The organism is Bradyrhizobium sp. CCBAU 45321 (assembly GCF_028128975.1).
GTDB lineage: Bacteria > Pseudomonadota > Alphaproteobacteria > Rhizobiales > Xanthobacteraceae > Bradyrhizobium > Bradyrhizobium yuanmingense.
Genome location: NZ_LFKZ01000110.1, coordinates 24,337 through 45,591, shown reverse-complemented (window position 1 = coordinate 45,591; position 21,255 = coordinate 24,337). Strand labels below are relative to the sequence as shown.

Annotated in this window: 17 protein-coding genes; 9 read left to right on the top strand and 8 right to left on the bottom strand. The window is 65.3% G+C overall.

Features of this window, described 5'->3' with window-relative positions; translation table 11 throughout:
- A partial coding sequence (locus ACM43_RS13210) for a hypothetical protein (protein ID WP_271540493.1) occupies positions 1-629 on the bottom strand: 629 nt, incomplete at its 3' end.
- Between the two features lie 285 nt (positions 630-914).
- On the opposite strand from ACM43_RS13210, the gene ACM43_RS13205 reads away from it, so the two are divergent.
- From ACM43_RS13205 to ACM43_RS13190, 4 genes are all read left to right on the top strand, one after another.
- On the top strand, positions 915-1,838 hold the full coding sequence (locus tag ACM43_RS13205) for an ABC transporter ATP-binding protein (RefSeq protein WP_271540491.1): 924 nt from the start codon (positions 915-917) through the stop codon (positions 1,836-1,838).
- Positions 1,835-2,596 carry an ABC transporter permease gene (locus ACM43_RS13200; RefSeq protein WP_126255290.1) on the top strand — a complete coding sequence of 254 codons (762 nt, stop codon included), beginning with the start codon at positions 1,835-1,837 and terminating at the stop codon, positions 2,594-2,596. Before ACM43_RS13205 ends, ACM43_RS13200 begins: the two co-directional genes overlap by 4 nt.
- A 190-nt stretch (positions 2,597-2,786) precedes the next feature.
- On the top strand, positions 2,787-3,569 hold the full coding sequence (locus ACM43_RS13195; protein WP_271540487.1) for a L,D-transpeptidase: 783 nt from the start codon (positions 2,787-2,789) through the stop codon (positions 3,567-3,569).
- 38 nt (positions 3,570-3,607) lie between these two features.
- Positions 3,608-4,603, top strand: a complete 996-nt coding sequence (locus ACM43_RS13190; protein WP_271540485.1) for a glycerophosphodiester phosphodiesterase — start codon at positions 3,608-3,610, stop codon at positions 4,601-4,603.
- Between the two features lie 16 nt (positions 4,604-4,619).
- Here the strand turns inward: ACM43_RS13190 and ACM43_RS13185 are convergent, their stop codons facing one another.
- Entirely contained in the window at positions 4,620-6,899 is a 2,280-nt protein-coding gene (locus ACM43_RS13185) for a fused MFS/spermidine synthase (RefSeq protein WP_271540483.1), read from the bottom strand.
- A 230-nt stretch (positions 6,900-7,129) separates the two neighbouring features.
- Between ACM43_RS13185 and ACM43_RS13180 the strand changes: the two genes are divergently transcribed.
- Complete coding sequence (locus tag ACM43_RS13180) at positions 7,130-8,740, top strand: phytoene desaturase family protein (RefSeq protein ID WP_271540481.1); 1,611 nt, start codon at positions 7,130-7,132, stop codon at positions 8,738-8,740.
- Positions 8,741-9,011: 271 nt separating this feature from the next.
- Here ACM43_RS13180 and ACM43_RS13175 read toward each other — a convergent pair whose 3' ends face one another.
- Entirely contained in the window at positions 9,012-9,167 is a 156-nt protein-coding gene (locus ACM43_RS13175; protein WP_085968950.1) for a Flp family type IVb pilin, read from the bottom strand.
- 162 nt (positions 9,168-9,329) lie between these two features.
- Here ACM43_RS13175 and ACM43_RS13170 point away from each other — a divergent pair, with 162 nt between their 5' ends.
- Entirely contained in the window at positions 9,330-10,217 is an 888-nt protein-coding gene (locus ACM43_RS13170; RefSeq protein WP_157284762.1) for a 50S ribosomal protein L11 methyltransferase, read from the top strand.
- Positions 10,218-10,256: 39 nt separating this feature from the next.
- Here ACM43_RS13170 and ACM43_RS13165 read toward each other — a convergent pair whose 3' ends face one another.
- Entirely contained in the window at positions 10,257-10,436 is a 180-nt protein-coding gene (locus ACM43_RS13165; protein WP_271540478.1) for a hypothetical protein, read from the bottom strand.
- Positions 10,437-10,623: 187 nt separating this feature from the next.
- On the opposite strand from ACM43_RS13165, the gene ACM43_RS13160 reads away from it, so the two are divergent.
- Both ACM43_RS13160 and ACM43_RS13155 read left to right on the top strand, forming a co-directional pair.
- Positions 10,624-12,453 (top strand): aminopeptidase P family protein, encoded by a 1,830-nt coding sequence (locus tag ACM43_RS13160; RefSeq protein ID WP_271540476.1) that lies wholly within the window; start codon positions 10,624-10,626, stop codon positions 12,451-12,453.
- A gap of 231 nt (positions 12,454-12,684) precedes the next feature.
- A complete protein-coding gene (locus tag ACM43_RS13155; protein WP_271540474.1) occupies positions 12,685-13,959 on the top strand; it encodes a multidrug effflux MFS transporter in 1,275 nt (424 codons plus the stop codon).
- Between the two features lie 169 nt (positions 13,960-14,128).
- Here ACM43_RS13155 and ppdK read toward each other — a convergent pair whose 3' ends face one another.
- Positions 14,129-17,044 carry a pyruvate, phosphate dikinase gene (gene ppdK / locus ACM43_RS13150; protein WP_271540472.1) on the bottom strand — a complete coding sequence of 972 codons (2,916 nt, stop codon included), beginning with the start codon at positions 17,042-17,044 and terminating at the stop codon, positions 14,129-14,131.
- 96 nt (positions 17,045-17,140) lie between these two features.
- Positions 17,141-17,296, bottom strand: coding sequence for a DUF3096 domain-containing protein (locus ACM43_RS13145; protein WP_008562090.1), 156 nt, complete (start codon positions 17,294-17,296; stop codon positions 17,141-17,143).
- 225 nt (positions 17,297-17,521) lie between these two features.
- Between ACM43_RS13145 and ACM43_RS13140 the strand changes: the two genes are divergently transcribed.
- The gene (locus tag ACM43_RS13140) at positions 17,522-17,875 is read left to right on the top strand and encodes a DUF1236 domain-containing protein (protein WP_157284819.1); all 354 of its coding nucleotides are present in this window, start codon (positions 17,522-17,524) and stop codon (positions 17,873-17,875) included.
- A gap of 248 nt (positions 17,876-18,123) precedes the next feature.
- Here ACM43_RS13140 and glyS read toward each other — a convergent pair whose 3' ends face one another.
- Positions 18,124-20,223 carry a glycine--tRNA ligase subunit beta gene (glyS, locus tag ACM43_RS13135; RefSeq protein WP_271540470.1) on the bottom strand — a complete coding sequence of 700 codons (2,100 nt, stop codon included), beginning with the start codon at positions 20,221-20,223 and terminating at the stop codon, positions 18,124-18,126.
- On the bottom strand, positions 20,223-21,161 hold the full coding sequence (locus ACM43_RS13130) for a glycine--tRNA ligase subunit alpha (RefSeq protein WP_157284768.1): 939 nt from the start codon (positions 21,159-21,161) through the stop codon (positions 20,223-20,225). The genes glyS and ACM43_RS13130 overlap by 1 nt, the downstream gene beginning before the upstream one ends.
- Positions 21,162-21,255: the final 94 nt, after the last annotated feature.

The window sequence follows — 21,255 nt, the reverse complement described above, 5'->3', positions numbered from 1 at the left end:
ATGATCGCGGCATTGATCTCGGCGATGACACGGCGCTGGATCGCCTCGTTCTTGTCGATCGAGACGTGGCCGACTCCGGTGCCGCGGACATCGACATTGTCGAGCTTGCCGCGGAACCCGGCCGCGGCCCGCACCGGCTCGCCGGGGCCGTCACCGATATAGATGTTGATGTAGCGTTCCGCGCCGGTCGAGAGCTTGGTCTTGAACACGGAGTCGAGGCCGATCGCGAGCTTCACGGGCACGCCGAGTTGGTTGAGCTTGGCGATCATGTCGGGCAGCGCGGTCGCACCGGAGGAATGGCCGACCAGGATGATGGTCTTGAGCCGACCGGCCTTGTAGGCAGCCGCCGCTTCATCGGCGAGCGAGGACCAGGACACGAAATTGGCGACGGTCACCGGGATGCCCTGCGCCTGGAGGCGGGCGCCGATCGTGTCGAGGCCGAGCGAGAAGATGTTGAGCACGCCGCGGAGCAGATAGACATGCGTGGTCGCCGCCGCGGCCTGGCTCGGCGCGGCCTTGGCGGTGGTCGGGCTGATGGCAACAGCTGACAGCAGGAGCAGGCCCATCGCCCAAACACGGAGGGCGGACAATTGGCTGGCGCCGGCGGTGTGACGGCCGTTCGGTCTCATCGATCTTTTCCCTGGAGACAATACGCTTCGCGATTGGCCGGAATCGTAGCCACGGCGCGCTCGCAGACGCAACAAAGAGGCGCGTGAGCGCCAATCTTAGCAGCAAGCCGTGACCATCGCGCAACACTTGCCCGGAACATGCCGCTAAAGCGCCTGTTTTGAGACCATTTTTCTCCGGGGAATTGCGGAGGGACAATGGCGTTCCTATTTCAGGGCTCCGCCGACCTGTCCTCCTGGATGGTCCGGCCCCTCCCCCAGCCTTTGCTCCTCAGCCTTGCGGCCATCATGTCTTCCATCATTTCCGTCGCCAATCTGTCGAAGACCTATGGGTCCGGCTTCAAGGCACTCAAGAACGTCAATCTCGACATCAAGCGCGGCGAGATTTTTGCGCTGCTCGGCCCCAACGGCGCCGGCAAGACCACGCTGATCTCGATCATCTGCGGCATCGCCAATCCGAGCGAGGGCCGCGTCCTGGTCGGCGGCGAGGACATCCAGGCCTCCTACCGCAAGGCGCGCTCGCTGATCGGCCTCGTGCCGCAGGAATTGCACACCGACGCCTTCGAGAGCGTGTGGGCGACCGTGAGCTTCTCCCGCGGCCTGTTCGGCAAGCCGAAGAACCCCGATCACATCGAGAAGGTGCTGAAGGCCCTCTCGCTGTGGGACAAGAAGGACAACAAGATCATCACGCTCTCGGGCGGCATGAAGCGCCGCGTGATGATCGCCAAGGCATTATCGCACGAGCCGCAGATCCTGTTCCTGGACGAGCCGACCGCCGGCGTCGACGTCGAGCTGCGCAAGGGCATGTGGGAGGTGGTGCGCGGGCTTCAGCAGTCCGGCGTCACCATCATCCTCACCACGCATTACATCGAGGAAGCCGAGGAGATGGCCGACCGCATCGGCGTCATCAACAAGGGCGAGATCGTGCTGGTCGAGGACAAGACCACCTTGATGCAGAAGCTCGGCAAGAAGCGGCTGACGCTGCATTTGCAGAACAAGGTCTCGTCGTTGCCGGAAAGCCTCAGCCATTACGAGCTCGAGCTCTGCGACGGCGGCGCGACGCTGGTCTACGATTACGACACCCAGGGCGAGCGCACCGGCATCACCAGCCTGCTCGGCGACCTCCGCACCGCCGGCATCCGCTTCAACGACCTCGACACGACGCAATCGTCGCTCGAGGACATCTTCGTCGACCTCGTGAGGACGTCATGAACCACCGCGCCATCCGAGCCATCTACCTGTTCGAAATGGCGCGCACCTGGCGGACGCTGCTGCAAAGCATCGTCTCGCCCGTGGTCTCGACTTCGCTCTATTTCGTGGTATTCGGCGCCGCGATCGGCTCGCGCATCAGCGAGGTCGAGGGCGTCAGCTACGGCACCTTCATCGTGCCGGGCCTGATCATGCTCTCGGTGCTGACGCAGAGCATCGCCAACGCCTCGTTCGGCATCTACTTCCCGAAATTCACCGGCACGATCTACGAGATCCTGTCGGCGCCGATCTCCTATTTCGAGATCGTGCTCGGCTATGTCGGCGCCGCCGCCACCAAGTCGATCATCCTCGGCCTGATCATCCTGGCAACCGCCGGCTTGTTCGTGCCGCTGCACATCCAGCATCCGGTCTGGATGTTGACCTTCCTGGTGCTGACAGCGGTGACGTTCAGCCTGTTCGGCTTCATCATCGGCATCTGGGCCGACGGGTTCGAGAAGCTGCAGATGATTCCGATGCTGGTGGTGACGCCGCTCACCTTCCTCGGCGGCAGCTTCTATTCCATCGACATGCTGCCGCCGACCTGGCGCACGGTCGCGCTGCTCAACCCGGTCGTCTATCTGATCTCGGGCTTCCGCTGGAGCTTTTACGAGATCGCGGACGTCAGCGTGTCCGTCAGCATCGGCATGACGCTGGCCTTCCTGGTGATCTGCCTGGTCGTGATCTGGTGGATTTTCCGAACCGGCTACCGGCTCAAGAACTGACCACGCTGCGCTCGCGAAAATGTCAGCGCCGCCGGCCGGCGCGGCACAAAGCGGCCTTGCTTACGCCTGCCATCACGTTAACGATGGACAGGCTGGCCGCTGGAACCAACGCCGGGCTGCAGGCATAATGCACGCCGGGGGACGGAGAGCCGCGGCGCTAAGCGTGAACAGGCCGGAGGCCAGAAGTCAGATGCGTTCGTTTTTTATTGCTTTCACATCCCTGATGCTTTTGAGCGCGGGCACCGCGCAGGCCAAGGTCGAGATCACCGTCGACAAGGACAACCAGCAGATGACCGTCGCCGTCGACGGGGTCGCGCGCTACCGCTGGCCGGTGTCGACCGGCCTCCCCTCGCGCGAGACGCCGAACGGCGCCTTCCGGGCCTTCCGCATGGAAGAGGATCACTACTCCAAGGAATTCGACGACGCGCCGATGCCGCACGCGATCTTCTTCACCAAGGTCGGGCACGCCATCCACGGCACCGACTCGGTCGGCCGGCTCGGCTGGCCGGCATCCCATGGCTGCGTGCGCCTGTCGCGTCAGAATGCCTCGACGCTCTATGCGCTGGTACAGCAGCAGGGCGTGCTCAACACCACGGTGACGCTGACCGGCTCGGCACAGGTGGCGCTGGCGCGCAATCCGCGCGGCCGCAACAACACTGCGGTGGCCCGCGCCCCGCAGCCGGCCGAAGACCAATACGCGACCACCGGCGCCCCCGTGGACCTGACCCCGCCGGCGCAGCCCGCGCGGCGCTACATGCCGCAGGCCGACAATTACATCTACCCGGCCGACGGCAGCGACACCGGCGCGCGCTATCCGGCGCCGCGCTCGGCCACCCGCCCGCTCTACGACGCGCAGGTCTATCAGCAGCAGCCGCGGCCCTATTACGACCAGGGCTACGGCCAGCAGGGCTATTACTATCAGCCGCAGCCGCGGCAGGTTTATCAGCCGCGCGGCTACTACTATCAGAACTGACGCGACGACCATCAACCGCCTTGAACCGTCGAGGCACCATGCCATCACGTGCCACGACAATCCCGGTGCTGCTCTCGCTGCTCACTGCCGGACAAGCCATGGGATCTGATTTGGCCTTCGACCTCGAGGCGCATCGCGGCGGGCGGGCGCTGCTGCCGGAAAACACCCTGCCCGCCTTCGCCCATTCGCTGACGATGGGCGTGGACACGCTGGAGCTCGACGTCGGCGTCACCGCCGACGGCGAAGTGATCGTCGCGCATGAGCGCGGGCTCAATCCCGATCTCGCACGGCGGCCCGATGGCGCCTACATCGCTCCGCCCGGCACGCCGTTCGTGAAATTGCGGCTCGACGAGATCAGGACCTATGACGTCGGCCAGATTCGGCCGGACAGTGCCTATGCGAAACAATTTCCGGACCAGCGTGCCGTCCCTGGGACTCGCATTCCCACCTTGCGCGAGCTGTTCGCGCTGGTGCGCAAGTCCGGCAACAGGCAAGTGCGCTTCAACATCGAGACCAAGATCGATCCGAACCGTCCCGATGAAACGCTTGATCCGCAAGAATTCGTCGCGAAGCTGTTCGGGGTGATCGAGACCGAGGGAGTCTCCGATCGCGTCATGATCCAGTCGTTCGACTGGCGAACCTTGCGTCGCGTCCAGCAGCAGGCGCCGAACATCCCGACCGCGTACCTGACGATCCAGCGCGGCCTGGCTCCGACGGTAGCGCTCGACAAGGCGACAAACTGGACGGCGGGGTTCAACCCGGCCGATCACGCCGGCTCGCTGCCGCGCACGATCAAGGCTGCGGGCGGCGCGATCTGGTCGCCCTATTTCGGCGACGTGACCGCTCCTCTGGTTTCGGAGGCCCACGCGCTCGGACTGCGCGTCGTGGTGTGGACGGTGAACAAGCGCGAGGACATGACGCGCATGATCGAGCTCGGCGTCGACGGCATCATCTCGGACAGGCCGGATCTATTACGAGAGGTGGCCGGCGCTAAGGGAATTGCGCTGCCGGTGGGGACGCCGGTGGCGCCTTAGGCCGCGCTCGTGTCCCCTACTCCCCATTCTTCCAACGCCGATACAGCGCGCCCAGGATGTTCGAATAGTCATCGGTCCAGACTCGCACCCTGTCGTCGGCTTCGGTCTGTTCCCATTGCTTGGAGGACGCGAGCCTGCCGATGTCGGCCTCCTCGCGCGCGGAGATGACGACGTCGGTGGAGAAGATGTAGTCACCATCGCGCCCGGAATCCTCGTTGAAGACCCAGCTCTTGAGATCATTGGCGTCCGCGATACCGACGACGACGGTTTCGAGATCCAGATGCCGGTTCGAGACGTGCATCACCACGGCACCGTGCGGCGCGAGCTTGTCCTTGTAGATCTTCATCGCCTCTTCGGTCGCAAGATGGATCGGGATCGCGTCGGACGAATAGGCGTCCACGATGACGAGATCATAGGCGCCGTCGGGCTCCTTGGCGAAGGTGAGGCGCGCATCGCCGATGACAGGCTTCATGTCCGGCATGCAGCTCGAGATGTAGCGGAAATTCCTGGGATCACGCGCCGCATCGACCATGGACTGGTCGATCTCGAAAAAGGTCCAGTCCTCCCCCCGCTCGGCGGCGCAGGCGAGCGTGCCGGAGCCGACGCCGATCGCGGCGACCTTCAGCGGCGCGCCCTTACGCTCGCGGATCGCGCTGACCGCCTGACCGATGCCGCCGTCCTTGTGATAATAGGTGATCGGCTCGGGCCGGCCGGTCACAGGCGTGCCGTCATTGTTGCGGAAGCGCTCGGCGCCATGAATGGTGGTGCCGTGCATCAGCACGTGGAAATAACCGCCGGGCGTCACGACGATCTTGTGCACGCCGAAGAAGCTGCGCACGGTCGTGACGCGGCCCTCGTCCGCGGGATAAACGCGGATCAACGCCAGCGCCAGCGCGACGGTGGCAAAGATCTTCCAGCGTCCGGCATTGAGGATCAGCGCGAGCAGCGCGGCGAGCACGCCGACGGCGCCGGCGACCCAGACGCGATGATCCTCGAACCAAGTCAGGAGGCCGCCGGTCGTGTATGACGGCGCGATGAGCGCCACCGCGATCGCGGCGAGCGCCAGCCAGTACCATTTGACGATTGCGGCCAGCCGCTCATTCGCGGACGGACGGCACAGCGCGGCAAGCGCGATCAGAATCGGATATTCGGCGATCCACGAGAAGGTGAAGGGCGCAAGCAGCCCCGCGAACAAGCCACCGACCATGCCGCCGAATGACAGCGCGACATAGAATCCGGTGAGATATTTTGCGGCCGGCCGCGTCCGCGCCAGCTCGCCGTGGCAGGCCATGGCGATGACGAAGAAGCAGAGTTGATGTCCGCCGAGCGTCAGCAGCAGGTTCTGCTCGCCGCCGAAAGCCAGCAGGACGACGACGCCGGCGATCGCGACCGGCTGGAGCATCAGCATCCATTTGTGCGGCAGCAGCGGCCGCGACTGGAACACGACGACCCAGGTCAAGAGGTAAAGCGACAGCGGCAGCACCCACAAAAGCGGCGCCGCCGCGACGTCGGTCGAGATGTGCGCGGTGACGGCGATGAGCAGACCCGAGGGCACTGCGGCGAGGAAGATCCAGCGCAGCCGCGTCAAGAGGCCGGGCGCGGGTGCATTCACGTCCTCGGCCCGCGTGTCGGTCAGCGCCAGCTTCGGCGAACGCAACATCAGCACGCCGCAGGCGCCGATGAGGAGTATCAGCAGGCCATAGCCACCGGTCCAGAACCGGTTCTGCATCTGAAGCGTGAACATCGGCTCCAGCAGGAACGGATAGGACAACAGCGCAAGGAAGCTGCCGATATTGGAGGAGGCGTAGAGGAAATAGGGATCATGCCCGGCCGGGTGGCCGGTGCGGACAAACCAGGCCTGCAGCAGCGGATTGTTCGCGGCGAGCGCGAAGAACGGCAGCCCGATCGAGACCGCGAACAGGGCGAGCAGCCAGACCGCGTAGCCCGAAGCCGGCGGCTCGCCATAGGCGGAGGCGATGCCGAGCGGCAGCGTGGCGAAGGCGGCGAACAGCAGCACCAGATGTACCGCGACGGGGACGATCCGGTTCCGCGCCTGCATCAGCAGATGCGCATAGGCATAGCCGGCCAGCAGCAGCGACTGGAAGAACACCATGGCCACCGACCACACCGCCGGCGAGCCGCCGAGCCGCGGCAGCACCATCTTGGTGAACAGCGGCTGCACCGAGAACAGCAGGAGCGCGCTGACGAAGATCGCAGCGGTGTAGATCGTCAGCAGCAGCCGGTTGCGCGACGACGACGGCTGCTCCGTGGCGGCGGGTTGCACGATCGAATCCATGAATGCTCCGGCTCAAACCCCGGCGGGCGCCGGATCGCGCGCAATGGAGCACAAGGCGCCTGGACGGGCAATAAAGTGTGGCGTGATGTTGCAGCAAGGAATGCCTGATATAGAGATGTCGTTCCGGTACGATGCGCAGCATCGAACCCGGAACCTCGAGATTCTCCGGTGCGGAGCCCGCACCATAGTTCGGCTCTGCCGAGTAGCGCCGGAATGACGCCAAGGAAGTCATGACCGATACCGACGTCATCATCATCGGCGCGGGCCACAACGGCCTCACCTGCGCGACCTATCTGGCGATGGCGGGCCTGCGCGTGCGCGTGGTCGAACGGCGCAAGGTGGTCGGCGGTGCCGCGGTGACGGAGGAGTTTCACCCCGGCTTTCGCAATTCTGTCGCCGCCTACACCGTCAGCCTGCTCAATCCGCAGGTGATCCGTGACCTCAAGCTCGCTGAGCAGGGCCTGCGCATCGTCGAGCGGCGTGCGCAGAATTTTCTGCCCGCGCCGGACGGCAGCTATCTCCTCACCGGCGAGGGGCGAACGAAAGCCTCGGTGGCGCGGCTCAGCGCGCATGATGCGGAAGCGCTCGACGGCTTCGCGCGCGAGCTGGAAGACATTGCCGACGTGCTCAGGCGGTTCGTGCTGCGCGCGCCGCCGAACCTGCTCGACGGTTTTGGCACCAACGCGATCCGCGAGGCCGTGAACGCTTTGCAGAGCGCCAACATTCTCCGCGGCCTGACGCTGGAACAGAGCCGCAGCCTGCTCGATCTGTTCACGCGTTCGGCCGGCGAGATGCTGGACGAACGTTTCGAGTACGATCTGGTCAAGGCGCTGTTCGGCTTCGACGCCATCGTCGGCAACTATGCCAGCCCCTACGCCGCCGGCTCGGCCTATGTGATGCTGCATCACGCGTTCGGGGAGGTGAACGGCAAGAAGGGCGTGTGGGGCCACGCCATCGGCGGCATGGGCGCGATCACGCAGGCGATGGCGCGCGCGGCGCGCGACCGCGGCGTCGCGATCGACACGGATGCCGGTGTGCGTGAGATCATCGTCGAGCGCGACCGCGCCGTCGGAATCGTGCTGGAGAACGGCTCTGCGATCCGCGCGAAATATGTGGCGGCCAACGTCAATCCAAAGCTGCTCTACACGCGCTTGATCGCGGCCGATGCTCTGCCTGCGGACTTCCTCGCCCGCATCCGGCATTGGAAGAATGGCTCCGGCACCTTCCGGATGAATGTGGCGCTGGACCGCCTGCCCTCCTTCACGGCGCTCTCAGGCGAGGGCGATCACCTCACCTCCGGCATCATCCTGGCGCCGAGTCTGGGCTATATGGACCGTGCCTGGCTCGACGCGCGCGCCCAGGGCTGGAGCCGCGAGCCCGTGGTGGAGATGCTGATCCCCTCCACGCTCGACGACACGCTGGCCCCGCCCGGCAAGCATGTCGCGAGCCTGTTCTGTCAGCATGTCGCCCCAGGGCTTCCCGATGGAAGGTCCTGGGACGACCATCGCGAAGAGGTCGCCGATCTCATGATCGCGACGGTGGACAAATATGCCCCGGGTTTTGCGGCGAGCGTGCTCGGCCGCCAGATCCTGTCTCCGCTCGACCTCGAGCGGCAATTCGGGCTGCTCGGCGGCGACATCTTCCACGGCGCGCTGACATTGAACCAGCTGTTCTCGGCGCGGCCGATGCTGGGCCACGCCGATTATCGCGGGCCGCTGAGAGGCCTCTACCATTGCGGATCCGGCGCCCATCCAGGCGGCGGCGTCACCGGCGCGCCCGGCCATAACGCCGCGCAGGCGATCCTGCGGGATCACCGCGCCCTGTTCGGGAGCCGTGGATAGGACTGTGGATTGGTTGTGGGCAGGCTGTCGAAAGGCCTGTGAGCGGCCAGAGGAGGCCTGGGCGATACGGCCAGGAGCGATCCTGGGGAAAGCCGGTGGGAAATCGGCGGGGCGATCAGGGGAAAAGTGGTGGATAAAGTCCGGACAAGCAGGCGGATAAGCTGTGAAGTCGGGCGGCAAAAACGACCTCGCCCGCCAGGGGGAACCCCAGCGGGCGGTGATCAGGAACAGCCTTAAGAAAGTAGCCCCCGCTGGGAAATGGCGGCGGAAATTACTTCAAGGAGGTGCTAATCGAAGTGAACTTCTCGTTCATGGTGGTGCCCAGGCCGTTCACCACGGTAATGATCGCCAGGGCGATACCCGCGGCGATCAGGCCGTATTCGATCGCGGTTGCACCGGACTCATCCGACCAGAACTTCTGAATCATGCGCTTCAAGACTCGCCTCCGTTTCAATTCCAAGCTGCGTGGACTTGCTTGTACATCCGAAAATATACGGGCACACACTGCAGGCGCGTTAATGTGGGAACCTCAACTTGTCCGAAAACTGGGCACCAAAAGTTCCAAAAATTGAACTCAACGGAACCCTGAATGCAGCCTTCCCCGACCCATCGCGCCAGCTTTTCGATCGGCAGCGAAGCCGACGCCAAGCGCGTCGTCGACGTGCTCACCGAGGTCTTTTTCGACGGCGATGCGGCGGTCGCCGCGTTCGAGCGGCCTGACGGACGCTGGGACGTCACGTTGCATTTCGCCGCAGCGCCCGATCAGGCATGGCTGCGCGAACTCGTTGCAACTTCAGCAGGAAATGAGATCGCGGCGACGCTCGTCTTCGATACTGTCGAAGCCAAGGACTGGGTCAAGGCCAGCCTTGAAGATCTCGTCCCGGTGCCGGCCGGCCGCTTCGTCGTGCACGGCAGCCACGATCGCGACCGTGTGGCGCCGAACAAGCTCGCCATCGAGATCGAGGCGGCGCTCGCGTTCGGCACGGGTCACCATGGCACGACGCGCGGCTGTTTACTTCTGCTTGACCATGTCCTGAAGAGCTCCCGCCCGAGGAGCCTGCTCGATCTCGGCACAGGCACGGGCGTGCTGGCGATCGCGGCGGCGAAGGCGCTGCATCGCGCGGTGCTGGCTTCCGACATCGATCCGCCATCGGTCCGGGTGGCCGCCGAGAACGCCACGCTGAACGAAGTTGGCAACCATGTGCGGGTGATCCGCGCGACCGGCTTTGCCGCGCCGGATTTTGCGCGTGCAGGCCCGTTCGACCTGGTGCTCGCCAATATCCTTGCCAATCCGTTGCGGCAATTGGCGAGCCCGATGACGCAGCACCTTGCGCCTGGCGCCCGCGTCATCCTCTCCGGCCTCTTGACGCACCAGGCGCCCGCCGTGATCGCCGCCTACCGCGCCCGCGGCCTCGTGCCGGTGAAGCATCTGCGCATCGAGGGGTGGAGCAGTCTGCTGCTGAGGAAGGTGGGATGAACTAACTGCGTCGCGACGGCGGTGCGCTCCCTTGCCGCGCTACTCGGCCGGCTTCTCGTCGCGGCGTGACGCGCGCTTGCCCCGCAAGGCGCGTTTGGCGCGGCGCTCGGCGAAACGGTCGATCATCTGGCTGATGAGGCCGCGCGGCTTCTTCGGTACTGCCGCTGTCGGAGCGCGGCGCGCCGGCGGCGAAATCTTCTCAAAGGTGAACGCTGGCATCGTGTGTCCCCTCGCCGTTGAGATGAACCACCCGCTCGAATTTCCCTGTTATCCGGACGAAGCGCAACTGCCACATCCTTTACTCCACTCAATTCGAATGGAACTATTTCAAGCACAGTCCATGCCAGATGCGACGCAAATGCGTCTACATTGCGGACTGATCTCCATGATCCTAAAGTGATCCACCATGTTCGAAGCGCACTTCCAGACATTCGAGGAGCCGGAGGCCGGCGTCGCCTTGGCGGCACGACTGGCCGCACTTCGCGAAGAGCTTGCCCGTCGCAAGTTGACCGGCTTCGTCGTGCCACGTGCTGACCAGCAGCAGAACGAATATGTGCCGCCATCGGAAGAGCGGCTCGCCTGGCTGACCGGCTTTACCGGCTCGGCGGGACTAGCCGTGGTTCTACCGCAGGAGGCTGCGCTGTTCGTCGACGGCCGCTACACGCTGCAGGCGGCCAAGCAGGTCGATGCCAAGGCATGGGTAGTGGAATCGCTGATCGACCCGCCGCCGGAGAGCTGGGTGGCGGCGCATCTGAAAGCCGGCGACCGCCTCGGATTTGATCCGTGGCTGCACACTTTTTCGGCAGCCGAACGATTGTCCGCCGCGTGCGCCAAGACCGGGGCCGAGCTGGTCGCGATCGACAGCAATCCGATCGACGCGATCTGGCAGGACCGGCCGCAGCCGCCGCTCGCCCCCGTCGCGGTGCACAGCCTTCAGCACGCCGGTATCACTGAAGCGGAGAAGCTGACGCAGATCAAGGCCGAGATCGCCAAGCTCGGCACCGATGCCTTGGTGCTGTCGGACAGCCACGCAGTGGCCTGGACCTTCAACATCCGCGGCGCCGACGTCGCCCATACGCCGCTGCCCCTGTCCTACGCGCTGGTGCCGAAGGACGGCCGTCCCACGATCTTCATCGACCACCGCAAGCTCTCCAACCTCACACGTGACCATCTCGAGCAGTCCGCCGACGTGCGCGAACCGGACGCCATGGCGCCGACGCTGATGGCGCTGGCCAAGAGCGGTGCGGCCATTGCGCTCGACAATGCCACAGCGGCCGACGCACTCAGCCGCCTGATCAGCGGGGCCGGCGGCAAGCCGGTGCGCGGCAGCGATCCTGTTGCACTGCTGAAGGCGGTCAAGAACGCGACCGAGATCAAGGGCACCAAGACGGCTCACCTGCGCGACGCCGTGGCGCTGGCGCGCTTCCTCGCATGGATCGATCGCGAGGCGCCAAGCGGCAAGCTCACCGAAATCGACGCGGTCGAGGCGCTGGAAACCTTCCGCCGCGACACCGGCGCGCTCAGGGACGTCTCGTTCCCGACCATCTCCGGCACCGGCCCGAACGGCGCCATCGTGCATTACCGCGTCACCCGCAAGAGCAACCGGCGGATCGCGCCCGGCGATCTCCTGCTGATCGATTCCGGCGCGCAATATGAAGACGGCACCACCGACGTCACGCGCACCATGGCGATAGGCGAGCCGACGGATGAGATGCGCGACCGCTTCACCCGCGTGCTGCGCGGCCACATCGCGATCGCGCGCGCCGTCTTTCCGGACGGCACCACGGGCGCGCAACTCGACACGCTGGCGCGGCAATATCTCTGGGCCGTCGGGCTCGATTTCGAGCACGGCACCGGCCACGGCGTCGGCAGCTATCTCTCGGTGCACGAAGGTCCGGCGCGAATTTCGAAGCTCGGCACCACGCCGCTGAAGCGCGGCATGATCCTGTCCAACGAGCCCGGCTATTACAAGACCGATGGCTTCGGCATCCGCATCGAGAATCTCGAGCTGGTCGTCGCCGCCGACATCAAGGGTGCCGAGAAGCCGATGAACGCGTTCGAGACGCTGACCTTGGCACCGATCGACCGCCGCCTGATCGATGCCGCGATGCTGAGCCGCGACGAACTCGATTGGCTGAACGCGTATCATTCGCGCGTCCGCGCCGAGGTGCGGCCGGCGCTGGACGAGGCGACGAAGACCTGGCTCGATCAGGCCACGGCGGAGCTGAGGCTCTAATTCCGTCATAAGACTGCCTGCGTAGGGGGGCAAAGCATCCGCTGCCGCTCGAAGAGCGGAGGCGGATGCGTGCCCACCATCCATTTCCGCGTGACGGCAGCAATGGTGGGCACGCCGCGCAAAGAGCGCGTCTTTGCCCACCCTAGAGGCCCAGCGCCTTGACGCCTCGCGCATAGCCGTATGCCGAAATGAGCGTATTCGCTCGCAACGCGATGCGGCTAGTGTCCGGCGATGCACGGCATCATCAGCAAGCCGCCCGAAGCGGCCGGCAACCTCGCGACGTCGCGCCTGGTGTTGCTGCTGCTGGTGGTGATGACCGGGGTCGCGCCGATCTCGCTCTACATCCTGGTTCCGGCGCTGCCGGTGCTGGCGACGGATTTCGGCAGCGACATCTCGATCGCGCAGATGACGGTGTCGCTCTACATGGTTGGCATCGCGCTGTCGCAGCTGATCATGGGCCCGCTATCGGACCGGTTCGGGCGGCGCCCGGTGCTGCTCGGAGGACTTGCACTGATGGTGGCGGCCAGCGTCGCCTGCATTTTCGCCGAGACCCTGCCGCAGCTGATTGCCGCACGTTTCTTCCAGGCGCTCGGCGGCGCATCCGGCATGGTGATCAGCCGGGCCATCATCCGCGACATCTACGAGCGCGACCGCGTCGCCTCGATGATCAGCCTCGTGGTCGCGGCGCTGATGGTCGGGCAGATGGTCTCGCCGCTCACCGGCGGCCTGATCGAGACCGCGTTCGGCTGGCGCGCGATCTTCTACGCCATCACCATCGCCGCCATCGTCGTTGCCGTCGGGATCGCCTTGGCGCTGCCTGAGACCCGCCGCAGCCGCGCCGCCGGCAGCGGCTTCCGCGGCGATATCGGCATGCTCATCCGCAACCGCGCCTTCGTCGGCTATGTGATGTGCCAGGTGCTGGCGTCCCAGATCATTTTCACCTTCGCCGGCGGCGGACCCTACATCGTGGTGACGCAGATGGGCCGCAGCAGCGCCGAATACGGCGCCTGGTTCGCGACGACGGGCTTTGCGTTTCTGGTCGGCAACCTGCTCTGCGTGCGCTTTGCGCCGCGCCACTCACTGGAGAAGCTGATCTGGTTCGGGCTCGCCCTGCAGCTCTGCGGCAGCCTTGCGAACCTAATCTGGAGCTTCGTCGGCTGGAACGAGGCGCCCGCCTGGCTGTTCGGCACCCATATGATCGTGATGGCCGGCAATGCCTTCGTGATGGCGAATTCCGCCGCCGGCGCCATCAGCATCCGTCCCGAAGCGGCCGGCACCGCCTCGGGCGCGATGGGTTTCCTGCAGCAAGGCATTGGCGCGCTGATGTCGCAGTTCGGCGCCTATCTCGGCGGCCACTCCGCATCGACGCTGCCGCTGACCTCAGCGGTCCTCGCGATCTCGACCCTTTGCGCCTGCGTGATGATGTTCGTCGTGCCCCGCCGCGAGGAGGTAGCGAGCGCGGCGCTGATCGGGCAGGCCGAGGAGGACGAGACGGGGATGATGTGAGGGGCGCCGAGTAGAGTCCCTCTGCGGAACGATTCTGGATTGCTTCCGCCTTCGCCGAGGCTTCGGCGGACAAGTCGCTACGCTCGCAATGACGACGCGGAGAGAGCAGTGCCAAAAATGAGAGGCGGGGCTGGGCCCCGCCTCTCTCAATTCAAGTCTGTGTTTCGGCTTACGCCTGACTCGCGATCGCCTTGCCTAGCGCGGCCTGCGCCGCTGCAAGCCGCGCGATCGGCACGCGGTAGGGCGAGCAGGAGACGTAGTCGAGACCGATATGGTGACAGAAGGCGACGGAGGCAGGATCGCCGCCATGCTCGCCGCAGATGCCGACCTTGAGCGACGCGCGGGTCTTGCGGCCGCGGGCGACGCCGATCTTGACCAGCTCGCCGACGCCTTCCTGATCGAGCGAGATGAAGGGATCGACCGTGAGGATGCCCTTCGCCACATAGGGACCGAGGAAGCTCGCCGCGTCGTCGCGGCTGATGCCGTAGGTCGTCTGCGTCAGGTCGTTGGTGCCGAACGAGAAGAACTCGGCCGACTGCGCGATCTCGCCCGCGAGCAGGCAGGCGCGCGGCAGCTCGATCATGGTGCCGACCTGATAGGCCAGCTTGGTGTTGGTCTCGCGCATCACGGCCTGCGCGGTGGCATCGATCCGTGCCTTGACCAGGTCGAGCTCGGCCTTGGTCGCGATCAGCGGCACCATCACCTCGAGGCCGACGGCCTTGCCGGTGCGCTTCTGCGCCTCGACCGCCGCCTCGAAGATCGCGCGGGCCTGCATCTCGGCGATCTCGGGATAGGCGATGGCGATGCGGCAGCCGCGGAAGCCGAGCATCGGGTTGAACTCCGAGAGCTCGCGGGCGCGATCGGCGAGGCGCCGTGGGTCGGTGTTCATGGCGCGCGCCACTTCCTCGACCTCGGCATGGGTGTGCGGCAGGAATTCATGAAGGGGAGGATCCAGAAGCCGGATCGTGACGGGCAGGCCCTTCATGATCTCGAACAGCTCGACGAAGTCGGCGCGCTGCATCGGCAGCAGTTTTGCCAGCGCGGCGCGGCGCGACTGCTCGTCCTCGGAGAGGATCATCTCGCGCACCGTGCGGATGCGCGTCTCCTCGAAGAACATATGCTCGGTGCGGCAGAGGCCGATGCCTTCCGCGCCGAACTTGATCGCCGTGCGCGCGTCGTCCGGCGTGTCGCCGTTGACGCGGACGCCGATCTTGCGGACCTGGTCGGCCCAGTTCATCAGCGTGCCGAACTCGCCGGACAGCTCCGGCTCGATCATCGGCATGCGGCCGGCGAGCACCTGGCCGAGCGAGCCGTCGATGGTGATGACGTCACCGGTCTTGAAGGTGCGCGAGCCGATGCTCATGGTGCCGCGGCCGTAATCGACGCGGATGGTGCCGCAGCCGGAGACGCAGGGCTTGCCCATGCCGCGCGCGACCACCGCCGCGTGCGAGGTCATGCCGCCGCGCGTGGTCAGGATGCCTTCGGCGGCGTGCATGCCGTGGATGTCTTCCGGGCTGGTCTCGATGCGGACCAAAATCACCTTGCGTCCGTCGCCCTGAAGCTTGGCCGCCTCGTCCGAGGAGAACACGATCTCGCCCGAGGCCGCGCCCGGCGATGCCGGCAGGCCGGTCGCGATCACGTCGCGCTTGGCGTTGGGATCGATGGTCGGATGCAGGAGCTGGTCGAGCGAGGCCGGATCGATCCGCGTCACCGCTTCCTTCTTCGAGATCAGGCCCTCATTGGCGAGCTCGACCGCGATGCGCAGCGCCGCCTTGGCAGTGCGCTTGCCGCCGCGGGTCTGGAGCATCCAGAGCTTACCCTGCTCGACGGTGAACTCCATGTCCTGCATGTCGCGGTAGTGCTTCTCGAGCAGCGTGTAGATCCGCGTCAGCTCCTTGAAGGCTTCCGGCATCGCCGCTTCCATCGACGCCTTGTCGGAGCCCGACTCCTTGCGCGCCTCCTCGGTGATGTCCTGCGGCGTGCGGATGCCCGCGACCACGTCCTCGCCCTGCGCGTTGATCAGGAACTCGCCGTAGAGCTTGCTCTCGCCGGTCGAGGGGTTGCGGGTGAAGGCAACGCCCGTGGCCGAGGTCTCGCCCATGTTGCCGAACACCATGGCCTGCACGTTGACCGCGGTGCCCCAGGATTCCGGAATGTCGTGCAGCTTGCGGTAGGTCACCGCGCGCGCGTTCATCCAGGATGAGAACACCGCGCCGATCGCGCCCCAGAGTTGGTCGTGCGGATCCTGCGGGAATTCCTTGCCGGTCTCGCGTGCGACCGCGTCCTTGTACTTGCCGACCAGTTCGACCCAATCCTCGGCCGACAGATCGGTGTCGAGCGTGTAGCCCTGACTGTCCTTGAAGGTGTCGAGGATCTCCTCGAAATGATGATGCTCGAAGCCGAGCACCACGTCGGAATACATCGTGATGAAGCGGCGATAGCTGTCATAGGCGAAACGGCGGTCGCCCGACAGCTCGGCCAGCGCTTCCACGGTCTGGTCGTTGAGGCCGAGATTGAGCACGGTGTCCATCATGCCCGGCATCGAGGCGCGCGCGCCGGAGCGCACCGAGACGAGCAGCGGGTTCCTGGTGTCGCCGAACACCTTGCCGGTCAACTTGCCGACATAGTCGAGCGCCTTCTCAACCTGCGGCTTCAGTTCCTTCGGGTAGGTCTTGTCGTGCTCGTAGAAATAGGTGCAGACCGAGGTCGGGATGGTGAAACCCGGAGGCACCGGCAGGCCGAGATTGGCCATCTCGGCGAGGTTGGCGCCCTTGCCGCCGAGCAGGTCGCGCATTTCCGTCCGGCCCTCGGCCTTGCCGTCACCGAACGTGTAGACCCATTTGCCGGCCTTGGCCGCTGCCGGCGCCGCCTTGGCAGGCACAACCTTCTTCGGCGTAGGCTTCGCGGCAACCTTCGGCGAAGCCGCCTTGGTCATTGCCTTTGCCACCGGCTTTGCAGTGGGTTTGGCGACCGGCTTCGGCGCGCTCTTGGCCAGCGCCTTGCGGGCCGCCGGCGCGGCCTTCGCCTTGGCGGAGGGCTTTGATTTCGCTGCAGTTTTAGAAGGCTTCGAGGCGGCTTTGGCCATAGCTTGCACACAACCTGCGAGAGGAATGGGAAATCGCGGGCCTTACACCACTTTGGGCGGGCCCGCGCAAGACGGACAGTTCCGAAAAGTGAACGCCTAGAAGCGGAGCCACTTCAGGAGCCCGAGCCCGATCGCGCCGTTGACGATGAGGAAGATCGCGACGATGAGGTTGAGGAGCCGCGGCATGATCAGGATGAGCACGCCCGCAATCAACGACAGGATCGGCGAAATGTGGGCGACGGTGATGTGCATGAACTATCTTTCTGTGGAGGTGAGGCGAATCGCGCGCGGATCATAACCGGCCAAGTTCCGGGAGTAGAGATGCGCAAGAATGGCTACGAGTTCCCCACCTCACGAAAACTGCCCGAAATTGCCGCGAATGCGGCAGACCTTTTGCCGGAACATTGGCTTTCGGCATGCATTGGCAACCGGTCGCGCCATTGGCGCGTCAGAAGATTCAAGTCGAAGGAGTTGTCCATGCGGAACAGGATTCTTGCTCTCGCAGCGCTCGCCGTCGCGATCGGCGCGCCCCTTGCGGCGCAGGCGCAAAGCAGCGTCACAGTCGGACGCGCGCCCGCCGTGGTCGACGGTGCTCCGACCATTGCCGTCGAACAGCGGCCCGCCTTCCGCGAATATGTCGTTGAACAACGTGTTCCGCCCTTCCGCATTCCGGATCGCGTGGTGGTCGGTGCCACCTTACCCGAAGTCGGCGTCACCTATTATGACGTGCCGCAACGTTTCGGCGCCACGACCTATCGCTACACCGTCGTGAACGGCGAAACCGTGCTGGTCGAGCCGCGGTCGCGTCGCATTGTCGAGGTGCTGGACTAAACACGCTGCCGCTCCATTCGATGTCCGGCGCGTCACATCAGGCTGGCGCGAGCAGTGTTAAATCGGACATCAGGCCCCGCCCGGTCCTCCCCCCGCCGGGCGGGGCATTTTTGCGCTCTGTCATTCTGGGCGCGCGAAGCGCGAGCCCGGAATCCATCGGGCCGCAGCGCGTGAGGGGGAATAGATTCCGGGCTCGCGCCAAGGGGCGCGCCCCGGAATGACGGTGGCGCTTGTAGCGCGGCCGCGCCTCAATCCTGGATCTTCGAGAAATCCGCGACCGCGCGCGTGGCGCTGCGGATTTCGTTCAGGAGCTTCAGGCGGTTCTCGCGCACCTTGGCATCGTCGTCGTTGACGCGCACCTTGTCGAAGAACGCATCCACCGGCGGGCGCAGCTTCGCCATCGCGCTCATGGCGGCAGCGAAGTCCTCCCTGGCCACGGCGGCGCCGGCTTCCGCCTTGACCTCGCCGATCGCCTTTGCGAGCGCTTTTTCCTCAGCGAGGCTGTAGAGCGCGGCATCGGGCACGCCGTCGAAGCTGCGCTTGTCCTTCTTCTCCTCGATCGCCAGGATGTTGCTGGCGCGCTTGGTGCCGGCGAGCAGGTTCTTGCCGTCGTCAGTGTCGAGGAATTTCCCGAGCGCCTCGACGCGGCGGACAATCATCAGGAGATCGTCCTGCCCGCCGAGCGCGAACACGGCGTCGACGAGATCGTGCCGTGCGCCCTGCTCGCGAAGCTGGACTTTCAGGCGATCGGCAAAGAAGGCCAGTAGATCGCTCGGGAGCTGCGAGGCATCGGTCGGCTTCACCGACAAGCCGGCGAGCGCGGATCCCGCCACCTTCATGAGCGACAGACGCAGCGCGTTCTCGGCAATCAATCGGATCACACCGAGCGCTGCGCGACGCAACGCATACGGATCCTTGCTGCCGGTCGGCTTCTCGTCGATCGCCCAGAACCCAACCAGGGTATCGATCTTGTCCGCGAGCGCCACGGCAACGCTGACCGGATCGGTCGGAACGCGATCAGCAGGCCCTTGCGGCTTGTAGTGCTCCTCGCTAGCCGCGGCGACGGAGGCGTCCTCGCCCTGCGCCAGCGCATAGTACTTCCCCATCAGGCCCTGCACTTCAGGGAATTCGCCGACGACTTCCGTCAGCAGATCCGCCTTGGCGAGCTGCGCCGCGCGCGTCGCCTTGGCGACATCGGCGCCGACCAGCGGCGCGATCTCCGCAGCAAGCCGCTCGATGCGCTTGATGCGCTCCGCCTGCGTGCCGAGCTTCTCATGGAACACGATCTGCTCGAACTTCGGCAGCCGGTCCTCGAGCTTGGTCTTGAGGTCCGTCTCGTAGAAGAACTTCGCATCCGATAGCCGCGCCCGGATGACGCGCTCGTTGCCGGCGATGATGGTTTTGCCACCGTCGGTCGCCTCGATATTGGCGACCAGGATGAACTTGCTCGCGAGCTTGCCCGTCTTGGGGTCGCGCACCACAAAGCACTTCTGGTTGTTGCGGATGGTGGCGCGGATGACTTCGTCGGGAGTCTTCAAGAACTCCGGCTCGAACGAGCCCATCAGCACGACCGGCCATTCGACCAGGCCGGCGACCTCATCGAGCAGGTTCTGGTCCTCGACCAGCTCAAAACCTTGCGCGAACGCGAGCTGCTTGGCGTCGGTGAGAATGGCGTCCTTGCGGCGCTCGGCGTCGAGCACCACTTTCGCGGCAAGAAGCTTGGCCTCGTAGTCCTCGAAGCGGCGCACGGAGATCGGCGCCGGCGCGAGGAAGCGGTGGCCATAAGTGGTCTGGCCGCTCTCGATGCCGTCGACCTCGAACTTGATGACATCGGGCTCTTCGGTCTCGGGGCCGAAGGTCGCGGTGATCGCGTGCAGCGGACGCACCCAGTTCAGCGAGCCGGGCTTGCCGGAACGCGCGCCCCAGCGCATCGATTTCGGCCACGGGAAGGCGCGAATGATGACAGGCAGGATCTCGGCGAGCACGTCGATCGCGTCGCGGCCGGGCTTCTCGATCAAGCCGATGTAGAAATCACCCTTGGGGTCGCGCTGGATTTTTGCTTCGTCCAGCGACTTCAATCCTGTCGCTTTCAGGAAGCCCTGCACGGCCGCATCGGGCGCGCCGACCTTGGGTCCGCGCCGCTCGGTCTTCAAGTCAGGCTGGCGCGCAGGGATGCCGTGCACGGTGAGCGCAAGGCGGCGCGGCGTCGCGAAGGCCTTTGCGCCCTCATAGACCAGGCCTTCGGCAACCAGCTTGTCGGTGACCATGCGGCGCAGATCGTCCGCCGCCTTCGCCTGCATGCGCGCGGGAATCTCTTCGGAAAACAGTTCAAGCAAAAGATCGGGCATCAGGCCGCTCCGCCCGCTTCAGTGTGGATCCAGGCCTCGCCACAAGCTTTTGCCAGCTCGCGCACGCGCAGAATGTAGCTCTGCCGTTCGGTCACGGAGATCACGCCGCGGGCATCGAGCAGGTTGAAGACGTGGCTCGCCTTGATGCACTGGTCATAGGCCGGCAGTGCCATCAGGTGCTGTTTCCGGTTGCCGCCGTCGCGCCAGCCGGCATCGAGATATTTTCTGCAGGCAGCTTCCGCCATCTTGAACTGTTCGAACAGCATCGCGGTGTCGGCATATTCGAAATTGTGCCGCGAATATTCCTGCTCGGCCTGCAGGAACACGTCGCCATAGGTGACCTTGGCATCGCCCTCGCGGCCGTTGAAGTTGAGGTCGTAGACGCGGTCGACGCCCTGCACATACATCGCGAGGCGCTCGAGCCCGTAGGTGAGCTCGCCCGCGACCGGCGCGCATTCGAAGCCGGCGACCTGCTGAAAATAAGTGAACTGGCTGACTTCCATGCCGTCGCACCAGCACTCCCAACCGAGGCCCCAGGCGCCCAGCGTCGGGCTCTCCCAATCGTCCTCGACGAAGCGGATGTCGTGCACGGCGGAATCGATGCCGATCGCGGCGAGCGACTTCAGGTACAGCTCCTGAAGGTTCGGCGGCGACGGCTTCATGATCACCTGGAACTGGTAATAATGCTGCATCCGGTTCGGGTTCTCGCCGTAACGGCCGTCCTTGGGCCGGCGCGAGGGCTGCACATAGGCCGCATTCCACGGCTTTGGCCCGAGCGCGCGCAGCGTGGTCGCCGGATGGAAGGTGCCCGCGCCCATTTCCATGTCGTAGGGCTGCAGGATCACGCAGCCCTGCTCGGCCCAGAACCGCTGGAGCGCGAGGATGAAGCCCTGGAACGAGCGTTCCGGGCGCATATGGGCGGGCAATGAGGCGTCCATCGTCAGATCGGGCTCTCGCGGGGGGTTTTGAATCGCGCGGGACCGTATCGACGGCGGGGATGGGAATCAAGGCGAAGGGGGCCGGATTCGGGCG